General features: G+C 71.4%; 21 protein-coding genes and 2 pseudogenes. 10 read left to right on the top strand and 13 right to left on the bottom strand.

What is annotated here, in order from left to right:
- The first annotated feature begins 4 nt into the window (after window positions 1-4).
- Entirely contained in the window at window positions 5-1,027 is a 1,023-nt protein-coding gene (locus tag ABZX11_RS25390) for an alpha/beta hydrolase (RefSeq protein ID WP_354917092.1), read from the top strand.
- Window positions 1,028-1,029: 2 nt separating this feature from the next.
- On the opposite strand, the gene ABZX11_RS25385 is transcribed toward ABZX11_RS25390, so the two are convergent.
- Window positions 1,030-2,622: an ABC-F family ATP-binding cassette domain-containing protein gene (locus ABZX11_RS25385; RefSeq protein ID WP_354917089.1), complete on the bottom strand. Its 1,593-nt coding sequence runs from the start codon at window positions 2,620-2,622 to the stop codon at window positions 1,030-1,032.
- Between the two features lie 194 nt (window positions 2,623-2,816).
- Between ABZX11_RS25385 and ABZX11_RS25380 the strand changes: the two genes are divergently transcribed.
- Entirely contained in the window at window positions 2,817-3,839 is a 1,023-nt protein-coding gene (locus ABZX11_RS25380) for an NAD-dependent epimerase/dehydratase family protein (protein WP_354917086.1), read from the top strand.
- Here the strand turns inward: ABZX11_RS25380 and ABZX11_RS25375 are convergent.
- From ABZX11_RS25375 to ABZX11_RS25365, 3 genes are all read right to left on the bottom strand, one after another.
- Window positions 3,836-4,303, bottom strand: coding sequence for a DUF4383 domain-containing protein (locus ABZX11_RS25375; protein ID WP_354917083.1), 468 nt, complete (start codon window positions 4,301-4,303; stop codon window positions 3,836-3,838). The genes ABZX11_RS25380 and ABZX11_RS25375 overlap by 4 nt on opposite strands.
- Before the next feature lie 37 nt (window positions 4,304-4,340).
- On the bottom strand, window positions 4,341-4,610 hold the full coding sequence (locus tag ABZX11_RS25370) for a hypothetical protein (protein WP_354917080.1): 270 nt from the start codon (window positions 4,608-4,610) through the stop codon (window positions 4,341-4,343).
- 379 nt (window positions 4,611-4,989) lie between these two features.
- A complete protein-coding gene (locus ABZX11_RS25365; protein ID WP_176175463.1) occupies window positions 4,990-5,949 on the bottom strand; it encodes a winged helix-turn-helix domain-containing protein in 960 nt (319 codons plus the stop codon).
- Between the two features lie 393 nt (window positions 5,950-6,342).
- Between ABZX11_RS25365 and ABZX11_RS25360 the strand changes: the two genes are divergently transcribed.
- From ABZX11_RS25360 to ABZX11_RS25340, 5 genes are read left to right on the top strand one after another with little or no spacing between them, the layout of a single operon-like run.
- Entirely contained in the window at window positions 6,343-8,559 is a 2,217-nt protein-coding gene (locus ABZX11_RS25360) for an ATP-binding protein (RefSeq protein ID WP_354917077.1), read from the top strand.
- The gene (locus ABZX11_RS25355) at window positions 8,556-8,990 is read left to right on the top strand and encodes a roadblock/LC7 domain-containing protein (RefSeq protein ID WP_176175465.1); all 435 of its coding nucleotides are present in this window, start codon (window positions 8,556-8,558) and stop codon (window positions 8,988-8,990) included. Before ABZX11_RS25360 ends, ABZX11_RS25355 begins: the two co-directional genes overlap by 4 nt.
- Window positions 8,987-9,364, top strand: coding sequence for a DUF742 domain-containing protein (locus ABZX11_RS25350; RefSeq protein ID WP_013229224.1), 378 nt, complete (start codon window positions 8,987-8,989; stop codon window positions 9,362-9,364). Before ABZX11_RS25355 ends, ABZX11_RS25350 begins: the two co-directional genes overlap by 4 nt.
- A complete protein-coding gene (locus ABZX11_RS25345) occupies window positions 9,345-9,932 on the top strand; it encodes an ATP/GTP-binding protein (protein WP_176175466.1) in 588 nt (195 codons plus the stop codon). Before ABZX11_RS25350 ends, ABZX11_RS25345 begins: the two co-directional genes overlap by 20 nt.
- A 20-nt stretch (window positions 9,933-9,952) precedes the next feature.
- Complete coding sequence (locus tag ABZX11_RS25340) at window positions 9,953-10,711, top strand: MHYT domain-containing protein (RefSeq protein ID WP_176178224.1); 759 nt, start codon at window positions 9,953-9,955, stop codon at window positions 10,709-10,711.
- Window positions 10,712-10,758: 47 nt separating this feature from the next.
- Here the strand turns inward: ABZX11_RS25340 and ABZX11_RS25335 are convergent.
- Window positions 10,759-11,266: pseudogene (locus ABZX11_RS25335) on the bottom strand (transposase); the annotation flags it as partial.
- Window positions 11,267-11,472: 206 nt separating this feature from the next.
- A complete protein-coding gene (locus tag ABZX11_RS25330) occupies window positions 11,473-12,795 on the bottom strand; it encodes a hypothetical protein (protein WP_176175467.1) in 1,323 nt (440 codons plus the stop codon).
- 117 nt (window positions 12,796-12,912) lie between these two features.
- Here ABZX11_RS25330 and ABZX11_RS25325 point away from each other — a divergent pair.
- Window positions 12,913-13,197: pseudogene (locus ABZX11_RS25325) on the top strand (amidohydrolase family protein); the annotation flags it as partial.
- Window positions 13,198-13,491: 294 nt separating this feature from the next.
- Window positions 13,492-14,718 (top strand): cytochrome P450, encoded by a 1,227-nt coding sequence (locus ABZX11_RS25320; RefSeq protein ID WP_354917072.1) that lies wholly within the window; start codon window positions 13,492-13,494, stop codon window positions 14,716-14,718.
- Between the two features lie 28 nt (window positions 14,719-14,746).
- Here the strand turns inward: ABZX11_RS25320 and ABZX11_RS25315 are convergent, their stop codons facing one another.
- Complete coding sequence (locus ABZX11_RS25315) at window positions 14,747-15,373, bottom strand: PaaI family thioesterase (RefSeq protein WP_354917069.1); 627 nt, start codon at window positions 15,371-15,373, stop codon at window positions 14,747-14,749.
- Window positions 15,374-15,645: 272 nt separating this feature from the next.
- On the bottom strand, window positions 15,646-16,182 hold the full coding sequence (locus ABZX11_RS25310; RefSeq protein WP_354917066.1) for a ferritin: 537 nt from the start codon (window positions 16,180-16,182) through the stop codon (window positions 15,646-15,648).
- A 55-nt stretch (window positions 16,183-16,237) separates the two neighbouring features.
- Here ABZX11_RS25310 and ABZX11_RS25305 point away from each other — a divergent pair, with 55 nt between their 5' ends.
- On the top strand, window positions 16,238-16,987 hold the full coding sequence (locus ABZX11_RS25305; protein ID WP_354917142.1) for an SDR family NAD(P)-dependent oxidoreductase: 750 nt from the start codon (window positions 16,238-16,240) through the stop codon (window positions 16,985-16,987).
- Between the two features lie 73 nt (window positions 16,988-17,060).
- Here the strand turns inward: ABZX11_RS25305 and ABZX11_RS25300 are convergent, their stop codons facing one another.
- The 5 genes from ABZX11_RS25300 to ABZX11_RS25280 are packed head-to-tail and all read right to left on the bottom strand — an operon-like array spanning window position 17,061 to window position 22,351.
- On the bottom strand, window positions 17,061-18,977 hold the full coding sequence (locus ABZX11_RS25300) for an esterase (RefSeq protein WP_354917063.1): 1,917 nt from the start codon (window positions 18,975-18,977) through the stop codon (window positions 17,061-17,063).
- Window positions 18,974-20,077 carry an alpha/beta hydrolase gene (locus ABZX11_RS25295; RefSeq protein ID WP_354917060.1) on the bottom strand — a complete coding sequence of 368 codons (1,104 nt, stop codon included), beginning with the start codon at window positions 20,075-20,077 and terminating at the stop codon, window positions 18,974-18,976. The genes ABZX11_RS25300 and ABZX11_RS25295 overlap by 4 nt, the downstream gene beginning before the upstream one ends.
- A gap of 20 nt (window positions 20,078-20,097) precedes the next feature.
- A complete protein-coding gene (locus ABZX11_RS25290) occupies window positions 20,098-21,081 on the bottom strand; it encodes a transporter (RefSeq protein WP_176175474.1) in 984 nt (327 codons plus the stop codon).
- Window positions 21,078-21,959, bottom strand: a complete 882-nt coding sequence (locus tag ABZX11_RS25285; protein ID WP_354917057.1) for an ABC transporter ATP-binding protein — start codon at window positions 21,957-21,959, stop codon at window positions 21,078-21,080. The genes ABZX11_RS25290 and ABZX11_RS25285 overlap by 4 nt, the downstream gene beginning before the upstream one ends.
- Window positions 21,956-22,351 carry a GntR family transcriptional regulator gene (locus ABZX11_RS25280; protein WP_217709672.1) on the bottom strand — a complete coding sequence of 132 codons (396 nt, stop codon included), beginning with the start codon at window positions 22,349-22,351 and terminating at the stop codon, window positions 21,956-21,958. Before ABZX11_RS25280 ends, ABZX11_RS25285 begins: the two co-directional genes overlap by 4 nt.
- Between the last annotated feature and the right edge of the window lie 60 nt (window positions 22,352-22,411).

Below are 22,411 nucleotides of genomic sequence, written 5' to 3'. Positions count from 1 at the left end.
GCAGATGATCAGCAGGAGAAGGTTCGGGCAGGCGTTCGCGGCCGGGCTGGCGGCGACGTCACTGGCGGCCTGTTCGCAGGGCACCGCCACGCCCGCCGCGGCGCCCGACCTGCGGGCGGGGTCCGGCGAGCACACCTCGCTCGGCCCGGTGAAGCAGGCCGACGCCGGGGTGCTCACCATGGCCTACCACGAGTTCGGGCCGGCCGGCGGGCAGCCGGTGGTCCTGCTGCACGGCTGGCCGTACGACCCGTACAGCTACGTCGACGTCGCCCCGATCCTGGCCGCCGCCGGCCACCGCGTGATCGTTCCCTACCTGCGCGGCTACGGCCCGACGGTGTTCAAGTCCGCCGCGACGGTCCGCAACGGCCAGCAGACGGCCGTGGCGCTCGACGTGATCGCCCTGCTGGACGCGCTCAAGATCGACAAGGCCGTCTTCGGCGGCTACGACTGGGGCGGCCGGACCGTCGACGTCATCGCCGCGCTGTGGCCGGAACGCTGCACGTCGATCGTCGCGGTGAGCGGGTACATCGTCACGAACCTCGCGGCGAACCGGAAACCGCTGGCCCCGGCGGCCGAACTCGGCTGGTGGTACCAGTACTACTTCGCGACCGAGCGCGGCCGGGCCGGCTACACGGCCAACCGCCACGACTTCAACAAGCTGATCTGGAAGACGGCGTCCCCAGCCTGGAACTTCGACGACGCCACCTACGACCGCAGCGCGGCGGCGTTCGACAACCCCGACCACGTGGCGATCGTGATCCACAACTACCGCTGGCGCCTGAGCCTCGCCCCCGGCGAGCCGCAGTACGAGCCCTACGAGCAGAAGCTGGCCGCGGGCGCGACGATCGGCGTCCCGTCGATCACGATCGGCAGCGACTTCGACGGCGCGGCGAAGGACGGGGCGGCGTACCGCGCGAAGTTCACCGGCAAGTACGAACACCGCGTGTTCGACGGCATCGGGCACAACGTCCCGCAGGAGGCGCCCCGGCCGTTCGCCAAGGCGGTCGTGGACGCCTCCCGCATGTAGCGTCAGCGCAGCCGGCCGTCCTCCAGCCGCAGCCACCGGTCGATCCCGATCTCGGCCAGGAAGCGCTCGTCGTGGCTCACCACCACGAACGCGCCGCGGAACGCGGTCAGCGCGCTCTCCAGCTGCCCGGTGCTCACCAGGTCCAGGTTGTTCGTCGGCTCGTCCAGCAACAGCAGCTGCGGCGCCGGTTCGGCGAACAGGACGCAGGCGAGCGTGGCGCGCAGCCGTTCCCCGCCGGACAGGACACCGACCGGCCGGTGCACCCGTGACCCGCGGAAGAGGAAGCGGGCCAGCAGGTTCATCCGCTGCGCGGCCGGCAGCGCCGGGGCGGCCGCCGCCAGGTTCTCGGCGACGCTGCGGTCGTCGTCGAGCAGGTCGAGGCGTTGCGACAGGAAGGCGATCCGGCCGTCGGCGCGGGTGAGCGTGCCGGCCTCGGGCTCGAGGTCGCCCTGCACCAGTCGCAGCAGCGTCGACTTCCCGGCGCCGTTGGGGCCGGTCAGCGCGATCCGCTCGGGCCCCCGGATGGCCAGGTCGGCGCCGTCGCCGAAGAGGCCGCGCACCCGGAGGCCCTCGCCGAGGAAGAGGGTCCGGCCGGCAGGCACCTCCGTCTGCGGCAGCTGCAGGCTGATCTTCTCCTCGGTGCGCAGCTCGCGTCCCGCCTGGTCGAGCTTGGCCTTCGCGGCGCCGACGCGGGCGGCGTGGGTGCTGTCGGCTTTGGCCGCCGACTCCTGCGCGTTGCGCTTCATCGTGCCGGCGAAGATCTTGGGCAGCCCCGCGTTGCCGAGGTTGCGTGACGCGGTGCTCGCGCGGCGGGCGGCGCGCTCGCGGGCCTGCTGCAGCTCCCGCTTCTCGCGCTTGACCTCCTGTTCGGCACTGCGGACGTTCTTCTCGGCGACCTCGCGCGCGGCCCGGACGGCTTCTTCGTAGGCGGAGAAGTTGCCGCCGTGGAAGCGGATCTCCCCGCCGTGGAGCTCGGCGATCCGGTCCATCCGGTCGAGCAGCGCGCGGTCGTGGCTGACCACCAGCAGACAGCCGGACCAGTCGTCGAGCACGGCGTGGAGCCTGTGGCGCGCTTCGGCGTCCAGGTTGTTGGTGGGTTCGTCGAGCAGCAGCACGTCCGGGCGTTTCAGCAGCTGCGCGGCGAGCCCGAGGGAAACGATCTGGCCGCCGCTGAGGGTGCTCAGCGTGCGGTCGAGCGCGATGCCGTCGAGACCGAGCCGGTCGAGCTGGGCGCGGGTGCGCTCCTCGATGTCCCAGTCGGTGCCGATGGTGGTGAAGTGCTCCTCGCCGGCGTCCCCGGACTCGACGGCGGCGATCGCGTGCAGCACCGGGGCCACCCCGAGGATTTCGGCGACGGACGGCTCCCCGCTCAGCGGCAGGTCCTGCGGCAGGTAGCCGAGCACGCCGTCGGCGGTGACACTGCCGGCGGAGGGCTTCAGCGCGCCGGCGACGAGCTTCAGCAGCGTCGTCTTGCCGGAGCCGTTGGGGGCGACGAGGCCGGTGCGGCCGCTCGCGAAGGTGGCGGACAGGTGGTCGAACACGGGGGTGTCGTCGGGCCAGGAGAAGGACAGGCCGGACAGCACGATTTCGGGCATGGCGAAGACCTCGGGAAAGGGAAGAGCGGAAAGGGGACGTCGACGGCGGCCCGCACCGGCACGGCCGGGGGCCTGCGGACTCCGGGGCTACCCGGAGATGTCGACGTCACCTGCCACGACTGGTCTCCTCCGTGTGGATCTTCTCCGTCGAAGATAGCAGGGTTGCCGGCCCGGCCCCCGGGTAACCGGCCCGGATGCGCATCGTGGTGACCGGCGCGACCGGCAACATCGGGACCGGGGTGGTCCGCGCGCTCGGCGCGGATCCCCAGGTCGAGACCATCGTCCAGCTGGCGCGGCGGCCCGCGGACGGCGTCGTCGCGGCCGACGTCGAACGCGACGACCTCGTGCCGCTCTTCCGGGGCGCCGACGCCGTGGTGCACCTGGCGTGGCTGTTCCAGCCGGCCCGGCGGCCCGAACGGACCTGGCGGGCGAACGTCCTCGGTTCGATGCGGGTGTTCGAGGCGGCGGCCACGGCGGGCGTGCCCAAGCTCGTCTACACGTCTTCGATCGGGGCGTACTCGCCGCGTGAGGACGAGGAGCCGGTGACCGAGGACTGGCCGACGCACGGCTGGCCCGAGGCGGCGTACACGCGGGAAAAGGCTTACCTGGAGCGGTACCTGGACGCGTTCGAGGCCCGGCACCCGGACCTCGCCGTCGTCCGGATGCGGCCGGGGTTCGTGTTCCAGCGCAGTGCCGCGACCGAACAGCGCCGGCTGTTCGCCGGGCCGTTCGTGCCGGGTTCGCTGGTGCGGCCGGGGTTGCTCCCGGTGCTGCCGGACATCCCGGGGCTGCGGTTCCAGATCGTGCACACGGACGACCTGGCCGACGCCGTCCGCCGCGCGGTGACGCGGCCGGTGCGCGGGGCGTTCAACATCGCGACCGGCCCGGTGGTGGACCCGCGGTTCGCGGCGGACCTGCTGGGCGCCCGCCCGATCCCGCTCCCGGTGGCCGTGGTCCGCGCGGCGGTGGACGCGGCCTGGCGGCTGCACGCGATCCCGGCGACCCCCGGCCTGTTCGACGCCGTGATGCGGCTGCCCACAATGGACACGAGCCGCGCGGAGTCCGAATTGGACTGGCGGCCGCAGCGGGACGCGGCGTCGACGTTGAAGGAGTTCTTCGCGGGGCTCCGGACGGGCGCCGGCGCGGACACGGCCCCGCTGGCGCCGGACCGGCACCGGCGGCACGAACTCGCCACCGGTGTCGGCAGGAAGCCCTAGCGGCCCTGCTTCTCCGGCTCGGGGTACTGGCCGCGGGCCCGGTCGGCCGCGGCCGTCGCGATCCCGGCGGCGATCATGGCGACGCCGAGGCCGAGGTGCAGCCAGTCGTCGGCGTTGTCCATCGGGAGGATGTTGGCCGGGCTGTCGTGGTCCACGGCGAGGCCGAGCACCCACAGCAGCACGTAGATCCCGCCGCCGATCATCAGGAAGGCCCGCGAACTGCCGTTGGCGCGGGCGGCCAGGACGCCGAGCACGCCGAACAGCAGGTGGACCAGGTTGTGCAGCACCGAAACGGTGAAGACGCCGAAGAGCTGCGCACCCGATTCGTGTCCGGCGAAGGTCAGCGCGTCGTAGTCCGCGGTGATCCCGGGCACGAACCCGGCCACACCGACGACCAGGAACGCGATCCCGAAGAGGAGGGCGGCGACCCGGGCGGTGCTCCGCCGGGTTTCGAGGTCCGTCATGGGGCCGGGCTACCCGGCCCCGGTGCGGGCAAACGCCTCAGGCGAGCTCGGCCGAGACGACCGACGGCAGCGCACGCAGGCTGTCGAGGAGGGGGCCGGTCTCATCACCGGAGAGCAGGACGGCGCAGACCATGCTGCTTTCGCGGACACCGTCTTTGATGTCGACGGAAAGTTCGTGGACGAGCCGGCCTTCGAGCGCGCTGACCAGCGCGGGGACCTGCTCGGCACCCCCGACGAAGTAGGTGGCGATGCGCCGGCGCAGCAGCATGGCGGAGCGGGGCGCGGGAACGGCGAAGGACGTGGACATGGCGGATCTCCATCAGTGGAAGGAACGAGATCGGGGCCAGGTCCCGGAAAAGAGCGGTCACCAACGCAGCGCGCCGGCAACCTGGGTTCAGCCGGCGCGCCGGGTTACGAGCCGCAGGAACGGCAGGGGGCGCAGCACGGCGACAGGCTAACACGAGTCCGGCCGGGTGGGCAGGGGCTGCGGGGGATGGGCCGAGGAGCAGGCGGGGGCGCGGCTGGGGCGGTGCGGTCGGGTCGGTGCCTTGCGAGTCCCACCAGCTTGCGCCGCAGCCACCGCGGCGCGGCCGAGGGCAGCGGGCAAGTGACCTGGTAGGGCAGTGCGGCTGGTCGCCGGCCGCTCGGCGGTGACTCCGGCCAACCAGCCGCCGCAACGCAGCCCGTCAGCTCGCCCGGATTATCCCCAGCCCGAGCGGTGTGATCTCGTGGATCTGCGACTTCCCCGACCGGTTGCTGCTGATCAGCCCGCTCGCCCGCAGCACCGACGCGTGCTGGCTGGCCGTCGCCGGGGAGATGCCCGTCAGGTCCGCCAGTTCCGTTGTGTTGCAGCGGGTCGTCGCGATCGTCACCAGCACCCGGGCCCTCGTGTGACCGAGCAGGGCCGCCAGTGAGGGGCCCGGCTCCGCGTCGCTGTCGAACCTCGGGTGGCTGATCGAATACACCAACGCCGGCGGGAGGATCGGGTCCTTGTACGTCGTCGGCATGCCGTGGGCGAAGAACGCCGGGATCAGTCTCAGGCCGCGGCCGTCGAGGTGCAGTTCCTGGTCGATCGGGAAGCGCACGCGCAGCACCGGCGGGGCCCACGTCACCTCCGGGTGCAACGTCGACAGCAGCAGCTGCGGCCCGCCGCGGTCCAGGTTGGCCTGGAGCCGGTGGCGGTCGCGGGCCACCGCGCGGCGGACCGTCGCCCAGTCCGGGGCCACGCACTGGCGGTAGTAGTCGTGCAGGGCCGCGCCCAGCCGGCGCAGCTCGCGGTGCTCGCCGTCGCCCACCCGGCGCAGCCACGCCGGGACGTGGGTGCCCTGGGCCGCCAGCTCGCCGACGTCGGTGGCCAGCGTGCTCTCCGGCGTCTCGAGCACCGCCGCGATTCCGTCGCCGATCGTGCGGGCGCCCGCCGGGGTGAGGAAGTCCGGGCAGTACCCGTACGGCGGCACCGCGGACATCAGCAGCCGGCCGGACTGGGGGACCGCCGAGCGCGATCCGCGCCGCCAGCGGCCGTAGAAAGGCTCGCCCTCCGGGCGCCGGATGCGGTAGCTGCTCATCAGCAGCTCCCACATCGGATCCGCGTCCTCGGCGATGGTCACCTTCGCCAGGTCCGCTTCCGTGAAGTGGATCTTCAACATCGATGGCCGCCCCTTTCCCGGCCGAGGGTAGCGGGCACCGCCGGGACCCCCGGCGGGGGTCACGCGGTCGCCGGAAATTCACGCACCCGAACCGGAATTCCGCACGGTCTGGCGAGCCGACTTCACTCTCCGCAAGGGTAAAACGTCGCGTAGTGGCAGTTCACGCTGTGTGATTGGTGCGTACGGGGGAAACGACCGGCATTCCTTGACAACCCTGTGGCTACCAGGGTTACGTCGTTGGCTGAATTCCGCGGAAAAGGAACCGGAAATCGTTCTCGGGCCACCGGTACGAATCGAGCCACGCCACCGATGAAAGAAGACGAACCCTCGTCGCGTCGTTCCGTCACCTCCTGGAATCCCGGCAGCTGGCGGTTGCGAACCAAGATCTCCGTAGTGCTACTGCTCCCCGTGCTCGTCGCCCTGCTGCTGGCCGGCGGGCGGGTGCAGGCCGAGCTGGCCAGGGCTGGCGGGCTCAGCGCCGTGCGCGACCAAATGCCGGTCGTGCAAGGGATTTCCGAACTCGCCGGCCTCGCCGACGAGGAGATGATCCACGACGGCGCCGCCGCCCAGACCGCCGCGGTCGACGAAAAAGCCGCCACCGTCCGGCACGACGCCGCATTTTCCCAGCTCAACCCGGAGCTGTCGCGATCATTGGAAGATCAGCTCGGTAAATTGGCCGACCTGCGGCAGCAGACCGGTTCGGCGGCCGTGAAAACCGCGGCTTACCACGACTTCACGGTGGCGCTGAGCGAAGTGATCGCCGGGATCGTCGAGCAGGCCGGGAATGGTGATCTCGGCGCGTTGGCCGCCGTCGCCGAATCATTGGTGCAGCTGAGGACCGGTTTGGCCGACCAGCAGGCATTGGCCGGGCGGCTCGAAGGCACTTCGGTGGCCGCCGCCGAACGCGCCGCGGCCGAGGAAACCGTACTCACCGGACAGATCCGGCGCGCGCTGCCCGCCGGCGCCGCGGCCGCCCGGTTCGCCGCGGCGACCAGCACCGGTGCCGGGGGTGTCGAGGCGAAGCGCGCGATGCTCGGCACCATCCTCGCCGAACAGGTGAAAACGCTTTCGGACGCCGTCGGCGCCCAGACCAACACCGCCCGGTCCGGCGCGTTGCGCGACACCGCGCTGGTGATCGCCTCGCTCCTCGGCGCCCTCGCCATCGCCCTCGCCGTGGCCCGGTCGGTGGTCGCCCCGATCCGCCGCCTGCACGCCGCCGCGCTCGACACCGCGCAGCGCCGCCTGCCCGGCACCATCGAACGCATCCGCGAGGGCGAAGAGATCGACTGGCGGGCGGTCGCGCCGATCCCGGTCGACTCCGAGGAGGAGATCGGGCAGCTCGCGCGGGCCTTCGACGACATGCACCGGCAGGCGGTGCGGCTGGCCGTCGGCGAGCAGGCCGAGATGCGGATCCAGGTCAGCGAGATGTTCATGACGCTGTCGCGGCGCAGCCAGTCGCTGGTGGAGCTGCAGCTGTCGGTGATCGAGGACCTCGAAGCCGACGAGCAGGACCCGCAGCGGCTGGCCGAGCTGTTCCAGATCGACCACATCGCCACCCGGCTGCGGCGCAACGGCGAGAACCTGCAGGTCCTCGCGGGTGGCCGGCCGGTGCGCCGCGACGTCGGGCCGGTCGCGACGGTCGAGCTGCTGCGCGCGGCGACGTCGGAGGTCAAGGACTACCAGCGCGTCTCGCTCGGCAACGCGCCGCGCGGGTCGGTGCAGTCCGAAGCCGCGGCGGACGTCGTGCACATCCTCGCCGAGCTGCTGGAGAACGCCATCCGGTCGTCGCCGCCGGAGGAGCAGGTGGTGCTCACCGCCGACCGCGGCTTCGACGGCGGCCTGCTGATCGAGGTGGTCGACGTCGGGCTCGGCATGACCCGCGAAGACCTCGAAGCGGCCAACGCCCGGCTGGCCGCGGGGGCCGCGGTCAGCCCGGAGACCACCCGCCGGATGGGCCTGTTCGTGGTGAGCAGGCTGGCCGCGTCGCACGGGATCACCGTCCGGCTGCGGCCGACGACCACGCGGACGGCGAGCGCCGGCATCACCGCCAGCGTGCACGTTCCCGGCGTGCTGATCCTGGTCGACCTGCCGGCCCGGGCCGTCCCGCCCGCGCTGCCCCCGTCGGTCAACGGCACCAACGGCAGCACCAACGGCTCGGCGAACGGCGCGGCCCGCCACGAGCTCGAACCCCGGTGGCCTGCCGAGGAGCCGGTGCCGGACCCGCCGACGCCGATCTTCGACCAGATGCTGTCCCACTGGTTCGCCGAAGCCCCGGCGAACCCGCCACCCCCGGCGGCCTCGGCAGGGCCGTCAGGGCCGGTGAGCCCGCCGCGGCCGGCCGGGTGGGCGACGCCGGCCGACCAGGTCCGCCAGGCCGCGGAAGCCGCGGTCGGCACCCTCGACGACGTCGAGTTCACCGACTCGGGCCTGCCGGCCAGGACGCCGGGCGCGCAGCTCGCGCCCGGCTCGGTCGCCCCGCGCCCGCCGCAGCAGGCGGACAACTCCTTCCGCGACCCGGCCGCGGTGCGGAACAACCTTTCCCGGCACTACAGCGGCATGCGCGCGGCCCGGCACCGGGTCGCCGGCGAGCCCGATGCGGAGCAGCGATGAGCACCCGGCAGGACGGAGCGGAAGTGGCCGAGCGGTCCCGGAACTGGCTGGTGTCGGCGTTCACCCAGGAGGTGCCCGGCGTCGCGCACGCCGCACTGGTCTCGGCGGACGGGCTGCTCGTGGCGGCCAACGAGACCCTGCCGCGCGACCGCGCCGACCAGCTCTCCGCCATCGCCTCCGGCCTCTCCAGCCTCGCGCTCGGCACGGCCGACCTGTTCACCGCGGGGCGGGTGGTGCAGTCGGTGATCGAGATGGAGCAGGGCTTCCTGCTGCTGATGAACGTCGGCGACGGCTCGAACCTGGTGGTGCTGGCCAACCCCGGCTGCGACATCGGGCTCGTCGGCTACGAGATGACGCTGCTGGTGGACCGGGTCGGGAAGGTGGTCGAGACACCGGCTCGGCCCGCGGCCGCGCCGGGGGCGGCCCGGTGACCGAAGGCCGGCGACGCGAGGGCGGGCGGCACGCGGCGTCGCTGGCCCGCCCCTACGCCTGGACCGCCGGTCGCACCCGGCCGACGGTCGACCTCGCGGTGGAAGCCCTCGTGGAGACGACGGCGGAGGGCCGGACCGCGCCCTTCAGCCCGACCAACCCCCTGGCCGTGGTGACGCAGCTGTGCCTGCACCAGCGGTCGGTCGCCGAGGTCGCCGCCCACCTGGGCGTGCCGCTCGGCGTGGCGAGGGTGCTCATCGGCGACCTGCTCATCGCCGGCCAGGTGTCGATCCGCGACACGCTCACCGCGGACGCCTCCTGGGACGAACGGAACGACCTGCTCGAAAGGGTCCTCAGTGGACTACGTGCGCTCTGACAAAAGGATCACCTCGGCGAAGATCGTCGTCGCCGGGGGGTTCGGGGCCGGCAAGACGACGTTCGTCGGTGCCGTCTCGGAAATCGACCCGCTGCGGACCGAAGCCCTCATGACGTCGGCGGCGGTCGGCGTCGACAAGACCGAAGCGGTACCGGGGAAGTTCGCCACCACGGTGGCGATGGACTTCGGCAGGCTCACCCTCGCCGAGGACCTCATCCTCTACGTGTTCGGCACGCCCGGCCAGCACCGGTTCTGGTTCATGTGGGACGACCTCGTCTGCGGCGCGGTGGCGGCGATCGTCCTGGTGGACACGCGCCGGCTGGCGGACTCCTTCGCCTCGATCGACTTCTTCGAGTCGCGCGGCCTGCCGTTCCTGGTGGCCATCAACCAGTTCCAGGACACCCGCCAGCACGGGCCGGAGCAGGTGCGCGAGGCCCTCAAGATCCCGGCCGCGGTGGAGGTCGTCACCTGCGACGCGCGGTCGCCGGAGTCGACGAAGCGGACGCTCATCGCCGCGGCCGAGCACGCGCTCGCCGAGCACCACGCCCCCCGATCAAGGAAAGCCTGAAGGAGCCCGGAAAAATGCCCATGGACCACGAAGACTTCGCGATGGGCAACTGGCTCGTCGTGCTCGCCTACCTCACCTCGGTGGTGGGCTGCGCCCTCGGCCTCGCGTGCACGCTGCAGGCGCGGTCCACCGACAGCCCGCGCGCCCGGCTGACCTGGCTGGTGCTCGCGGCGGTGTCCATCGGCGGTGTCGGCATCTGGGTCATGCACTTCATCGCGATGCTCGGGTTTTCCACCCCCGGGCTGCCGGTGCGCTACGACATCCTGCGCACGGCGCTGTCGGCGATCCTCTCGGTGGCCGCGGTGTTCTGCGGGCTGCTGGTGTTCGGCGTCCGCAACCGGTTCGCGTGGAAGCGGCTGCTGCTCGGCGGGCTGCTGACCGGGCTCGCGGTGGCCGTCATGCACTACACGGGGATGTGGGCGGTGCAGGTCAAGGGCACGATCGGCTACGACCCGACGACGGTGGTGCTCTCGGTGGTCATCGCCGTCGTCGCGGCCACGGCGGCGCTGTGGTTCACCGTGGGGCTGGACAAGCTGCTGCCGCGGCTGGCGGCGGGGCTGGTGATGGGCGCGGCGGTCACCGGGATGCACTACACGGGGATGGCGGCGGTGCGCCTGCACTTGGACCCGGGTGCGCCGGACCCGTCCGGTACCGAGGTGTTCTCGTTCCTGTTCCCGGTGTTCGTGCTGGCCGCGCTGGCGATGGCGGTGCCGATCTGCGCGGTGCTGATGGCGACGTCGAGCTCGGAGGCGCCTCGGCACACTTCGGTCGTCTCCTAAGGCCTGTCTCGTAACTCGCGGTGTGGTTGGTGGGGCTGGTGTTGCGGTCAGCCGGTGAGGAGAATGTTGTGCATGTGCGCAATGCCGGACACCGTGTCAGCGAGTGTGTTTGCCGTCCGGCGGTAGTCGCGGAGAATCTTGAAGTTCTTCGTCCGGGACAGGACGTGCTCGACCCGAGCGCGGATCGTGCGGTGAGTCGCGTTGAGGTCTTCCTTCCAGGCCGGCAACTCGGCGCCGTCGCGGGGTTTGCGGTACGGCATGACAACCCCGGGATTGCCTTGGTAGCCACCATCGGCCATGACCGGCCGACTGGTGAGTGTCTCGGCGATGCCGGAGTCGCGGTAGACGGTGCAGTCGTTGCGGCTACCCGGTTGCGGGTCACCGGTGGCGATCACCAGTCTCGTCTCGGCGTCGATCGCGACCTGCAGGTTGGTCGAGTATCGGTAGTTCTTCAAACGGGGTCGCCAGCCGGTGATCTCGCGTGGGTACCAGGGTGCCGTCCACGATCGCCACCGCATCGACCCGGCGTTTGCGGACCGGTGCCAGGGACAGCAATGTGATCACCTGCACCACGCCAATATGATCAATTACCGGCACGACGAGCCCAACACCGGACTACGAGACATCCCTCAGTCGTCGGGAACGCGTAAAATACGCTGCCATATCGCCTGCTGAACGCAAATCTTCCTGTCTGCGGAGGTGCGTCACGACATGAAAAAGGGCCGCCCCGGAGTTTCCCGGGACGGCCTTGACGCGACGTGTCAGCCGAGAACGGGCTGGGGGCGGGTCCGCAGGAACCGCACGCCCGCCGCACCGGCGATGAGCACCGCCGCCACGAGCAGCAACCCCGCAGACACGCCGAGGTGGTGCGCCGGATCCAGGTACCCGTGGTTGGCGGGGTCGTAGGGGGCCGTGACGACCAGGACGCCGCTGCCGCCGAGCACGAGCACCGACGTGAGCGGCCCGGCCGCGACCGCCAGCGCGTCGCGCTCCGCCGGGACCGGCGCCACGGCCGCGACCATCAGCGTGATCGTGGCCGCGAGCAGCGCCAGCAGCACCGAACCCACCACCGAAAGCCGCTGGTCGATCAGTTTCTCCGGGGTCCCGCCGGTGGCGAACGCGGTGATGAGCAGCACCAGCCCCGCCAGCACCCCGAGCCCGGCGGCGATCGGCGTCCGCCGGCGCGACACCGCCGCCACACACCCGGCCGCCACCCCCAGCGCGGCCGCGATCCACCGCGACACCGGGTCGAACGCGGCCGCGTAGAGCGCCAGCATCAGCGGCGCGTTCGCGCTGAGCTGGACCAGCCCCATCACCGCGACGCCGAAGAACACCCGCGCCCCGGCGAGCGCGGCCAGGAGCACGGCGCCCACCAGGATGCCGAGGCCGACGATCGCGGGCAGCACGTCGGGGTGCCGGGCCAGCGAACCGGGCGACACCCCCAGCAGGTCCGCGATCAACGTGTTGTCGACGGAGTAAGCGGCCATCGGGAGCAGCACGGCCCCGACCGCCGCCACAGCCAGCCTGGGCCGCATCCGCTCCGGCGGAGTCCAGTCGCTCCGCAGCCGGACGGTCAGGACGGCGAGCACAGCACCGCCGAGCCCGACGACGGTGAACGCGAGCTGCCAGGACGTCTTGCTCTCGAACGAGCCGAGCCACGGACTCCCGATCAGCGCCGCCGCGAACACCTGCACGCCGACGGCCAGGCCCGCCACCAGGATCCCGGCGGCACGCGCGCCCTGCCGGAACAACGCCTGTGCCGCGCCCAGCACGGCGATCAGCACCATCGCCGGACCGGCGTGCGCGGCGATCTCCACCGAGACGTGCACGGACAGGGACGGCACCAGCGCGAACACCGCCATCGGCAGCGAAACCACCACTCCGGCCAGCAGCGTCCACGCCCACCAGCGAAGCGTGAACAGCGCGATCAGAATTCCGGCCAGCGGCACGAACTCGGCCGTCAGCGTGTGCCCGCTCCAGCCCGCCGGACCCGCATTCGCCACGAACGGCGGCAGCGGCATGTCCCACTTCATCAGCCAGCTGACCACGACCCCGAGCGCGGCCACGGCCGCGACAGTCGTCAACGCAATAGATCTTCCCCCATTCATGTCCGGACCTTAGCGCGAACCACCAGCCCGGTCACGTCCCGATCATGCCGACCGCCTGCGGGCGCCCGCACCGGAAAGGTCGCACTCGACCTCGTGACGGACGACAGCACCACGCTCCTGCTCGGCGGGCGCATCCACGCCCCGGCCGGGCCGGACGCGACCGCGATGGCGGTCACCGGCGGCACCGTCATCTGGGTCGGGCAGGACGCCCCGGCCCGCGCCCTGCACCCCGGCGCCCGCGAGATCCGGCTCGACGGCGCCTTCGTCGCGCCCGCGTTCGTCGACCCGCACGTCCACGCCACCGCCACCGGCCTGCACCTGACCGGCCTCGACCTCACCGGCGTCCGCGGCGCCGCCGGCCTCCTGGCCGCCGCGCGACGCTGTGATCACCCGCACCACACCAACATGATCAACCACAGGCCCGGTCAGCAGCCCGTCGGGGTTACGAGACATCCCTTTGTCCGGCAGGTGATTTCGTCAGTGCAGGGCCGGGCGGTCACGGGTGCGAAACAAGGGTGAAACAACGCGCGGCCTTTCGCGCACACCGCCTTACTGCAGACGCCAGCCACCACCTTTCCAAAAGGCCGAAAATCCGCTTCTCTCCTTGCCTTCCGGTGGCAAGGGGAGAAGCCTTGTCGCCATTCGAGGGCAAACGGCACTTCTGGAGATCACATGCCGCTCACCGGACGCAGGCTGTCTCTCGACAATCCCGTCCACGAATGCGATCCCGCGTCGGAGACGTACGTCGAGGCTGCGGAACTGCGGCGGTACGGCCAGGTCGTGCCCGTGGTTCTGTTCGGCGGTGTCCGGACCTGGATCACCACGTCGGCCGAGGCGAGCAGGGCGATCTTGGAGGCGAACCCGGACATCGGCAAGGACCCGGCGAACTGGGCGGCTCTGCAGCGCGGCGAGATCCCCGGTTCCTGGCCGTTCCTCACGTTGATCACCGAGAAGAGCATGTTCAACGCCGACGGTGCCGACCACCTGCGGCTGCGCAGGCTGGTCAGCCACGCCTTCACCCACAAACGGATCACCGCCGTCGTCCCGCGGTTGACCGCGATCGCCGACGAACTGCTCGACGGCCTTTCCGGCGACGGTCCGGTCGATCTGAAGACCGCCTACGCCTATCCCTTGCCGATGCGCACGATCTGCGAATTCTTCGGGATCACCGACCCGGACGAGCAGGACGAGCTGCGTGACGAGTACGCCACGATGTTCGACGCCGTCGCCACCCCCGAAGAACGGAGCCGGGCCGCAACCGCCCTCGAAGCCACCCTCGTCCGGCACATCGAGGACAAACGCCGCCACCCCGACGACCGCCTCACCAGTACCCTCATCGACATCCACGAACTGGACGGCGACCGGCTCACCGAGGAGGAACTGCTCGGCACCCTGCACATCATCCTCGCCGCGGGGCACGAAACCACCGTCAACGCCATCATGAACACGGTGGTCGCCCTCCTCACCCACCCCGACCAGCTCGCGCTCCTGCGCGACGGCCGGCGACCGTGGTCGTCCACAGTGGATGCCGGGTTGCGCTGGAACGTGCCGCTCAAATGCGTCTACATGCGCTACGCCCTGCGCGACACCGACATCTGCGGCACGGTCGTCCCCGCGGGCGAACCGATCGCCACCATGATCGCGGGCGCCCAGCGCAACAGCGACACCGCCGACGCACGCTTCGACGTCAGCAGCGACGACCGCGGCCACATCGGCTTCGGCGCCGGTTCGCACTTCTGCCTCGGCGCGCCACTGGCCCGGCAGGAGATCACCATCGGGCTGGAACGGCTCTTCACCCGGTACCCGAACCTGCGCCTCGCCGTCGAACCGGAAGAACTGACCCACATCGTCTCGCCCGCGATCAACGGGCTCACCGCCCTGCCGCTGCACCTCACCTGAACACGGGCCGGCCCGCGCTGCTGTCGTCCTAGTCCGGTGTGGACGTGCTCGGGAAGCGGTCCGGGGCGAAGTGGATGAGGATCGCTTTCGCCGACGCACAGACGGTTTCGCCCGCCTTGAGTTCGGCCGTGGCGTGGAGCTTGCGGCCGTCTCGGGTGACCAGGCGGCCTTCCGCGGTCAGCGGGACCGCGTACGGGGTTCCTCGGTGGTAGTCGACGGCCAGGGAGGCCGTCATGCCCGGGTAGCCTGCTGCCGCTGTTGCCCGGCCCAGTACGTGGTCCAGTACTGCTGCCACCCAGCCCCCGTGCACCCGGCCTGGTGGGCCTTCGTGGGCTGGGCCGAGGAGGACTTCGGCTTCCACCTTCTCCGGGCCTATGTTCTTCCAGGACAAGGGTGGGGCGAGGGGGTTTGCCGGTCCTTCCAGCGGGTTGTTGATGCTCAGGTGGCCGCCGTCCTCCAGGGCGGCCAGGAGGAGGGGGCTTGCTCCGCCTGCTGCTTGGAGAGCTTTGGTGATCGCTTCGATCTGGTCGGCGGCTTTGGTCAGGTCCGCTTTGTCTTCCTGGATGCAGATCGAGGCTTCGATCAGGTCGCGGATTCGGGCTCCCAGACGGGCTCGGGCTGGTGGGATGCCGTTGATGATCGGGTACTCGGGCATGCTCGTCCCCCGCTGTCTGGAAGTAGAACGTGTTTCATTCTAGCGGGGGTGGTTGACGATGTCTTGCCCTGGATTGCAACCCCGAAGCCGGCATTGTGACTACGGCCGGCCGTGTTGGGGCTTCGGATCGGGGTTGCGGGGGGTCTGGGTTCCGTTGTGGTCGGGTTTCGTTGTCACCCGGGCTTTTTCTCGGGTGTTCAGCAAGCTTTGGTGGTCTGCCGGAGGCTGTCGGGCAAGCAAGCTTTGGTGGTCTGCCGAGCGGGGTTTGCTCGTCAGAGTTTTCCTCCGGCTACCGGGGGCATGTCGGGGGCGTCCTCTGTTTCCGTTCCTTGCTCTCGGAACAGGTGGTTCTCCACCTCGAACAGGTTGCCTCCCGCTCGCTCGACCACCGTCAGGAGCGTCGACATCCGGGACACCTCCTCCACCTGTTCCTTCAGGAACCAGTGCACGAACTGCTCGCCCAGGTAGTCCTCCTCCAGGCGGGCGGCCTTGGCCATTGCCTCGATGTCGGCCGTCACCGCTCGTTCCTGGGCCAAGGCCAGCTCGATGGCTTCGTGCGCGCTCGAGAAGTCGTTGCGCACCTCGCCGGTGCCGGGGATGGACACCGGCTCGTTCCGGTCGAGCAGGTAGCGGACCATCGCCAGTGCGTGGTTGCGCTCCTCGATCGACTGGCGGTAGAAGCGCTTGGCCAGCCTGGGGAGGTCGCGGGCGTCGAACCAGACCGCCAGGGCTGTGTACTGCTGGGCTGCCGTGAACTCGTGGCGGATCTGGTTCTGCAGCAGCTCGGCGAACTTCCGGGTTTTGGCCATGCCTCAACTTACGACGGATCCGGGGTCGCCAGCTACGCTCGGTGTGGTGACTCCTCTGCCCGACCTGTCCGGTACGACCGCCTGCGTCACCGGGGCCTCCGGGGTGCTCGGCCGCGGGATCGCGCTCCGGTTCGCCGAAGCCGGCGCGGCCGTCGCGGTGCACCACCGCCGTCCCGGTGCCGGTGACGACGTGGTCGCCGCCATCGAACGGGCCGGTGGCCGGGCTCGGGCCTTTGCCGCCGAGCTCACCGACGACCAGGCCTGTCACGCCCTGCTCGGCGCCGTCGCGGACTGGGGCGGGCGGCTCGACGCGCTCGTCAACAACGCCGGGATCCAGCCCGTCGCCGCCCTCGACGAGCTCGGTGCGGGGGACTGGCGGGCCATGCTCGACGCCACCCTGACGAGCGCGTTCTCCTGTACGCAGGCCGCGGTGCGGCTGATGGGCGACGGCGGGAGCGTCACGCACATCGCCTCGATCGAGGCCCGGCAGCCGGCGGCCGGGCACGTGCACTACAGCTCCGCCAAGGCCGCGCTCGTCATGCACGCCCGGGGTGCCGCGCTGGAGTACGGGCCACGGGGCATCCGGGTCAACACGGTGTCGCCGGGGCTGATCGCGCGGCCCGGGCTGGAGCGGGAGTGGCCGGACGGCGTCGAGCGGTGGCGGCGGGCGGCTCCCCTGGGGCGGCTGGGCACGCCCGGTGACGTCGGGAACGCGTGCGTCTTCCTCGCTTCGCCGCTGGCGTCCTGGATCACCGGTCACGACCTCGTCGTCGACGGTGGGGTCACGGCGCGCCCGACCTGGTGACCGGCCGCGGTCGACCACCGACCTCGGAAACCGGGGAAGCGGCGCACCCCCAGTGCGCCGCTTCCCCGGTTGCTCAGTGGCAGAAGGAGACTTCCGGATACCCCGGCCGGTCGAGCACCGGCCGCGGCTCACCCCGCAGGTGCCGGTCGAAGAACGCGTTCACGTACGTCCGCGTGATCTCCTGCGTCCGCAGCGCGGTCGTCTTCGCGCCGTAGTCGACGCCGAATTCGTCGCCGAACAGGCCCACGTCGGTGAAGGACGCGTGCTGCGCGCCCCGCACGTCGGCCCAGCGCTTCCAGCCGGTGAGCTGCGGCCAGTCCCGCTCCCACGTCGGGTCGCCCGGCACGCAGGCGGTGGCCCCGAGCTGGTGGCCGAGGAACATGAACGGCCGGGCCAGCCCGGTCAGCGGGACGTGGGTCGTGCCGTCGATGTTCATCCCGGCCTTGAGCCTGCGGTCGGCGACCATCGACGGCAGGGTGCTCGCGCCGCCGATGGAGTGGCCGGCCATGCCGATCCGCTCCGGGTCGATCAGGCCCGCCCGGGACCGGGGCAGCGAGTCCAGCACGAACGACACGTCGGTGGCCCGGCCCCGTTCCAGTTTCTCCCAGAAAGCGTCGTCGTGCGGGACTTCGCAGGAGGCGCACCCGGCGAAGCGGCCGTCCGGGAAGCTCTGGCCGGTGTTTTCGTAGGTGTGGCCGACCAGCGCGACGGCGTACCCGTGGCTCGCCAGGTCCTCGGCCAGCGCGCTCAGCGTGGCGCGGGGCTTGGTGTAGCCGGGCGAGAGCACGATCAGCGGCAGGCCGCGGCCCGCCGGGCGGGCGCCGTCGACGGAGTTGGTCACGGTCTCGGCGAGCGTGCCGGGTGGCACGTCGAGGCCGCTGCCCTCCAGCAACGCCGCCGACTCCGCCGGCGTCAGGTACTGCGTCTTCGGCCCCTTCGCCGACGCGGCCGGGTAGAAGAGCGTGACCATCAGCTCCCGGTAGGGGACCGACGGCACCCACGGATCCGGGCGCGAAGTGTCCTTCAGGTACACCGCGGTGCTGCCCACCGGCCGGGCGCCGGTCGGGGCGGGCAGGTACGGCGTCGACGTGCGGGTCAAGGCCACCTCCGGGTACCGGGCGGACGGCTGGTCCAGCAGGGGCTGCGGCCGTCCGCGCAGGTGCTGGTCGAAGAACGCCCGGACGTACGCGGCGGTGATCGCCTGCCCGCGCACGGCCGGGGTGGTCGCGCCGAAGCGGAGGCCCAGCTGCTCGCCCACGAGGCCGATGTCGGTGAACGACGCGTGCACCGTTCCGGCCACGGTGAACTGGCGCTTCCAGCCCGTGAGCTGCTTCCAGGTGTCGTTGCCCGGGGCGGTCGCCCGGCCCAGGAACAGGACCGGCCGGTCGAGCGCGGCGGGCAGCGGGTCGTCCGCCGGGCCGTCGATGGTCGTCCCGGCCTCGAGCCGCGGGTCGGCCGCCAGCGCGGCCGGCACCCCGGCGGCCCCGGCCAGGCCGATCCGGGCGGGATCGACCAGCGCCGCCCACTTCGACCGGAGCAGCTTGTCCAGCACGGCCTTGTCTTCGCCGGCCCCGGGGGCCACGGCGACGAGCGTGCCGTGGCTCGCCAGGTCCTCCGCCAGCGACGTGAGTTCGCCGCGCGGCCGCCGGGCCCCCGGGTCGAGGACGACCAGCGGCAGGTGGTGCCCGGCCGGCGGGGCGTCGAGCACCGAATCCGTGCGGATGCCGGCCAGCACCGACGGCGCCACGCCGGTGATGCCGCCGGAGTCGAGGACGGTTTTCGCTTCGGCTTCGGTCATGAAGCGCGACTTCGGGCCGTCCGCGGAAACCGTCGGGTAGAACAGGGACACCGGGAGGTCCGGTGGCGACGTCGTACCCACCGGCCGGTCGCCGGTCGGTCTGGCCAGCGTGAGCGCCGGGGCCGCCGACGCGGCCGGTGACGTCAGCGCGAGCGTGAGGGCAGTGGTGAGCACGATGCTCGTGATTCTCATCCGATGAACGTCACTTCCGGGTAAGCGGGCGAGGGCGCGGCCAGCAGCGGCTGCGGGCGGCAGCGCAGGTGCCGGTCGAAGAAAGCGCTTACGTAGTTCCGCGTGACGGTGAGCGCGCGGTAGGGGTCGATCGAGTCGCCGATGTCGACGCCGAGCTGCGCGGCGAGCACGCCGAGGTCGGTGAACGACGCGTGGACCGTGCCCGACACCATGATCCAGCGCTTCCAGCCGGTCAGGTGCGTCCAGTCGGTTTCCCAGTCGTCGTACGGCCCCGGCGCGCCCGGCGTGTAGTTGTCCATGCTGCCCACGAACATGAACGGCCGGGACAGCCCGGACGCCGGGAGCGGGACGTGGACGCTGCCGTCGAGGTCGGCCCCGGCACGGATCCGCGGGTCGGCCAGCATCGCCTGGGTGGTGATCGCGCCGCCCGCGGAGTGGCCGGTCATGCCGATCCGCTGCGGGTCGATCAGCGCGCCCCACTTCGAAGCCAGCAGGGAGTCGAGCACGAACGACGTGTCGCGGGTGCGGACCTGCGCGAACTTCTCCCAGAAGCCGGGCTGGTCGTCGACCTCGCAGGCGGCGCAGCCGGTGACGTGGCCGTCGGGGAAGGTCGTGGCGCGGTTTTCATAGGTGTGGTCGATCGCCGCCACGGCGTACCCGCGGCTGGCGAGGTCCTCGGCCAGCGCGGTGAGCGTGGCCCGCGGCTGGGTCCAGCCCGGGGACAGCACGACCAGCGGCAGGCTGTGCCACCGCCCGGCGGGTTTCGCGTCGACGACGGCGTTCGTCCGGACCGTGCTGAAAACGTCCAGCGGCAGGCCGGGGATGTTCTGCCGTTCGAGGTTGTGCTGTGACTCGAGCGGGGTCATGTACTGCTTCTTCGGGCCTTCTCCCGAGGCCGCCGGGTAGAAGACGGAGACCATCAGCTCCCGGTAGGGCACGGTGGTCACCCACGGATCGGGCCGCGAGTTGTCCACAAGGGACAGTGTGGTGACGCCGACGGGCGAGTGGCCGGTCGGACGGGGCAGGTACGGCGTCGTGGCCGCCGAAGCGGGCGCCGACAGAGCAACGGTGAGTGCGGTGGCCACCGCGAGCGTGCGCATGATTCCCCCAGTCGGAATCGTCAGGACAGGTGGCGGAGACGGCGGAAGCAGAACCAGGTGAGCAGGGCGGTCAGCGCGAGGTAGAGCGCGAGTTCGAGCCACTGCAGCGGCCAGAACCGCGAGCCCGGCTGGTAGGTCACGCGCTGGTGGTAGCCGTGTTCGCCCAGGCGGGCCACGCACGCCTGGATGTCACCGCGCTCCGGCGGAGCGGCCCCCGGCCGCGGCGAGCAGGCCTGCAGGAAGTCCGGCATCGAGGTGACCACGTTCCCGGACGGGTCGAGGGTTTCGTTCGCCAGCTCCCACGCCCCGGCCGGCTTCCGCACGCCGATCTCGGTGATCCCCTGCTTGTCGTTGCCGGTGATGTTCGTGATGTTCTCGGGCGTGATCGCGACGGTCTCGGTCTGCGGCGGCACCAAGTACGGGCGCACCAGCAGCGGGACCGCGAGCAGCACCGCGGCGAGCGCGACGACGGTGACGGCCATCGCGGCCACCGTCCGCCGCAGCACCATGCCCACCGCGACGCCGAGGACGAGCGCGAAAGCGGCGTAGCCGATCGGGGCGATCCCACGCGCGCCGAACACCACCGGCGCGATGCGGGCGAGCATCCCACGGTCGGTCTGGACCGCGGAGAGCGCGTCGATCGGGCTGGCCCACCAGGAGACCGCCGTGCTCAGCACCGCGGCGGCGAGCATCGCGGCGAGGAGGCCGAACCCGAGCTTGGTGGTGAGCCACCGCTTCCGCGTGACGGTCTGGTTCCACACCAGGCTGTGCGTGCCGCTCTCCAGCTCGCGGGTGATCATCGGGACGCCCCAGAACACGCCGATCACCGCGGGCAGCAGGTACAGCACCAGGATGGTGCCGCCGAAGAGGGCGTCCTGATCGGAGAAGTCCGTGCGCCCGACCAGTTCCGGCCCGGTGATCGCGAGCACGACGGCGATCGCGGCCAGGCCGGCGAGCATCGACAACGCCGGGGTGCGGAACTGGCGCCAGGTCAGCCAGGTCATCGGAGGACCTCCAGGGCGGGGCGGGCGGCGGTGGGGTTGCTCATGTACTCGAGGACGAGGTCCTCCAGCCCGATCCGCCCGACCGTCCACGCGGGATCGAGGATCGGCGCTTCGGTGCGGACGAGCACGGTGGTCTGGCGGTCGGTGTGCGTCGCCGAGACGACGTGCTGGTCCGCCGGGAGCGTGTCGAGGTCGCGGCGCGGCCCGGACAGCCGGTGGTGGGTGGCGAGCAGCGTCTCCACCTCGCCGATCACCCGGACCTGCGAAGCCACCAGGACGACGAGGTGGTCGCAGACCCGCTCGAGGTCGTTGACCAGGTGTGAGGACATCACGACCGACAGCCCGTGCTCGGCGACGGCTTCCATCAGGTCCTGCAGGAACTCCCGGCGGGCCAGCGGGTCCAGCGCCGCGACCGGCTCGTCGAGCAGCAGCAGCTCGGGCCGCTTGGCGATGCCGATCGTGAGCGCCAGCTGCGCGCGCTGGCCGCCGGAGAGCTTGCCCGCGGCCTGCTTCGGGTCCAGCCCGAGCCGTTCGATCCGCTTTTCGGCCAGCGAGGCGTCCCAGCCCGGGTTGAGGTGGGCGCCGAGCCGCAGGTGGTCCTCGATGGACAGTCCACTGTAGACCGGCGTGTTCTGTGCGACGTAACCGACCTTGGCCAGCTGCTCCGGGCCGCTGCCCGGCGACCCGCCGCACACCTCGATCGTGCCGGTGGTCGGCTCCAGCATGCCGGCCGCGATGTTCAGCAGCGTCGACTTGCCCGCCCCGTTCGGGCCGACCAGCCCGGTGACGTGGCCGGCTTCGATCTCCAGCGTGCAGCCGGAGAGCGCTTGCTTGCGCTTGTACTTCTTGCCCAGGCCCTGGGCTTTCAGGACGGTCACGCTATTCCCTCTCTTGCGGAGTCGCGAAACGTGGACATCAGCAGGGCCTCGATGCTCTCCTCGTCGAGACCGGCCTTGCGGGCCTTGCCCAGCCAGCGGCGGAGGTCCTGCCGCAACGGCCCCATCGCGGCGAACGAAGCGCCGCCGTTCAAGGTCGCCGTCACGAACGTGCCGACGCCGGGACGGGCCGAGACCAGGCCGTCGTGCTCCAGCTCGCGGTAGGCCTTCAACACGGTGTTCGGGTTGATCGCGAGGCTCGCGACCACGTCCTTGACCTTCGGGAGCTGGTCTCCCTCGGACAGCAGGCCGAGGCGCAGCGCGTGCCGCACCTGCTGGACCAGCTGCTGGTACGGCGACAAGCCGGACCTGGTGTCCAGGTGGAACTCGATCATCGGCAACTCCATTTAACTAGTTGCCTAGTACTATAGCTAAGCGAGGTCGTCGAGCGCCAG

Source organism: Amycolatopsis sp. NPDC004169 (assembly GCF_040610315.1).
Lineage (GTDB): Bacteria > Actinomycetota > Actinomycetes > Mycobacteriales > Pseudonocardiaceae > Amycolatopsis.
Note: the sequence above shows the minus strand (reverse complement) of the source record. Positions and strands in the feature narration are given on the sequence as shown.